The sequence below is a fragment of the Streptosporangium sp. NPDC049644 genome (genome assembly GCF_040675205.1).
In the GTDB taxonomy this organism is placed as follows: domain Bacteria; phylum Actinomycetota; class Actinomycetes; order Streptosporangiales; family Streptosporangiaceae; genus Streptosporangium; species Streptosporangium fukuiense.
Genome location: NZ_JBFAOJ010000233.1, coordinates 1 through 2,266 on the forward strand (window position 1 = coordinate 1; position 2,266 = coordinate 2,266).

The window sequence follows — 2,266 nt, forward strand, 5'->3', positions numbered from 1 at the left end:
GCATCGCGATCCATCCCGGTTCATGTCAGCCGACGCCATTCTGACGACATCAAGCACCAACTGCCCGAGTTGATCTTGCTGAGATCACCTCACTGTCTGCCTGGTCGAACCTTCGGTGGTGGAGATCATCGACTCGGTGGCAAGGTGTGGGTGTCTTTCGGCAGGTGTGCTGGGCATCCACTCGTTAGACGGTCATTTTGCAGATGTGCTTGTAGACGATGTCCAGTGTCTCCATGATCAGGTATTCCTGCTTGCCGAGTCGCACGATTCTGGTTTTTCTAGAACACCTCTGGTAGGAAGAGGACCAGTCCGTATCGTCTAGCGCGGCTTCCACCGCCAGCGTCGCATCCCCTTGGCGGACGAGAGTGTCCATGGCCGGTTCGGTATACGGAGTCGCCCCAGCGGGCCACGGACCTTCCCCAGCTTGCTGGAAGAATTCCTGGGCCAGCGCCTTCAGTTCGTCGCGCAGTCGTTCGACCCGCTGCGGCCGGGCCTGATTCTCCAGGGCGGACATTGCCTCTTCGACCAGTGGGTGCGACAGATCAGCCGTCGTGACCGCGATGCGGGCCAGCAAGTGCTTCATTGCTGTTATCTGTTCAACGCCCGGATTCTCTAGGAAGGTACGGACCTGAATGTTGCGCTCAGCCAGTTGGCGCATATCGGCGTATGGCACAGGCACGGGAGCGTGCGCGGCGGGCCGGGGTTTAGGCAGCAGCTGCACGGCTGCCCAGCCTTCGGTCACCCAGGAGTCGTCGATCTCCATGCCGGTGACGGCCTCTGCGAGGCTCAAGGCCGTGCTCTTGGCATACTCGGCCCATTCCTGAGCTTCGATGTCGAAGCTCTGGGCCCACCGGAGAGCCTGGCGGATATCCGGCTCGTCAGCCAAGTCTTTCTCGCCGAGATCGTCGGCATCGAACGTTTGGACGATCTGGCCGCCCACGGCGTAGGTGACCTGGGCTCCTGGCCCGTCTGTGGTGATGTTGAGGGCCTGTCCCTGCTGCGACAGGGTAGTGAGTGCAGTGTCATCGGCACCACGTCTGCTCCTGATCTCCAACACGATGATCCAACTCTCGTGTCGGCGAATCAACAGGTGCCCGTCTCCCCGATCTTCGGCGAATACGCCCTCAGCTTCTTCCTGCACGGTCATCGCGCGAGGGTGGATAAATTCGGTCCCATCGGCGCCAAGGGTTCGAATGACATCATCCGGTGTAGCACCGGAGATCCATGTCACGCACATGTGGTCGTCGAGTTGGGACCAGGCGTCATGGGTGCCGTACATGGTTATCCCTACGTGTAAGTGGGTGTTTGAGAGGTGATCGTTGGGCTGTTTTGCCAGGTGGGTATGGGTAAGGCATGACACGAGACCGGTTTTTACCCTTCTGATCTGACCGATGAGCAGTGGGCTCTGATCGAGCCGCTGCTTCCCGTCCCGCACCGGGACGGCCGCCCGGACAAACACCCACGACGAGAGGTCGTGGACGCGATCATGTACGTGGTGCGTACCGGCTGCTCCTGGCGGCAGTTGCCGGCCGACTTCCCGCCCTGGCAGACCGTCTACTGGCACTTCGTGCGCTGGGAGGACCAGGGGGTGCCCCAGCAAATCGTGGATGTGCTGCGTCGGCGGGTCCGCCGGAGCGTCGGCCGTAAGGCCGAGCCGTCGGCCGCGGTGCTGGACTCCCAAAGCGTCAAAGGGGCCGACACCGTCGGCCGTGACAGTCGTGGCTACGACGCGAACAAGAAGATCAACGGCCGCAAGCGGTTCGTGGTCACCGACACCCTCGGGTTGTTGCTGGCGGTGACGGTGCGCCCGGCCGGGGTGCAGGATCGGGCCGGGGCCACCACCATGCTGTTGGGGTTGTATCTGAGTGGTGGCTGCCGGGTGGTGTTCGCCGATCAGGGCTTCGCCGGCCGTCTGGTGCTCTGGGCGCGGCAGGTGCTGGGCATCGTCGTGCGCATCGTCGCCAAGCCTGCCGGTCAGCGCGGTTTTCGGGTGCATCCCCGGCGGTGGGTGGTGGAGCGGGCGCTGGCCTGGCTGATGGCCTACCGGCGGCTCGCTCGCGACTATGAGCGTCAGCCGCCGACCAGCGAGGCAATGATCCGCTGGGCCGTGATCAACATGCTGGCGCGGCGCATCACCCGAGGCCGCCCCGCCCAGAGGCCCGGACCTCGCCCCGGAACCTGTCAATTTAATCAAGGCAGTTGAGCTGGGCTAATTCTGTGTCGGCTGTTCTGGCGTGTCCTTCTGCTCGTTCGTGTCGTCGTTCTT

2 protein-coding genes are annotated in these 2,266 nt (G+C 63.0%); one reads left to right on the forward strand and one right to left on the reverse strand.

Annotation, left to right across the window (positions count from 1 at the left end; all coding sequences use genetic code 11):
• Positions 1–184 precede the first annotated feature (184 nt).
• The gene (locus AB0J58_RS44670; protein ID WP_364227866.1) at positions 185–1,279 is read right to left on the reverse strand and encodes a DUF6461 domain-containing protein; all 1,095 of its coding nucleotides are present in this window, start codon (positions 1,277–1,279) and stop codon (positions 185–187) included.
• 105 nt (positions 1,280–1,384) lie between these two features.
• On the opposite strand from AB0J58_RS44670, the gene AB0J58_RS44675 reads away from it, so the two are divergent.
• Positions 1,385–2,203 (forward strand): IS5 family transposase, encoded by an 819-nt coding sequence (locus AB0J58_RS44675; protein ID WP_364227869.1) that lies wholly within the window; start codon positions 1,385–1,387, stop codon positions 2,201–2,203.
• Positions 2,204–2,266: the final 63 nt, after the last annotated feature.

Bases quoted from the DNA above. Each gene is read 5' to 3' on its own strand.
- AB0J58_RS44670 (WP_364227866.1), bottom strand. From the start codon at position 1,279: ATGTACGGCACCCATGACGCCTGGTCCCAACTCGACGACCACATGTGC.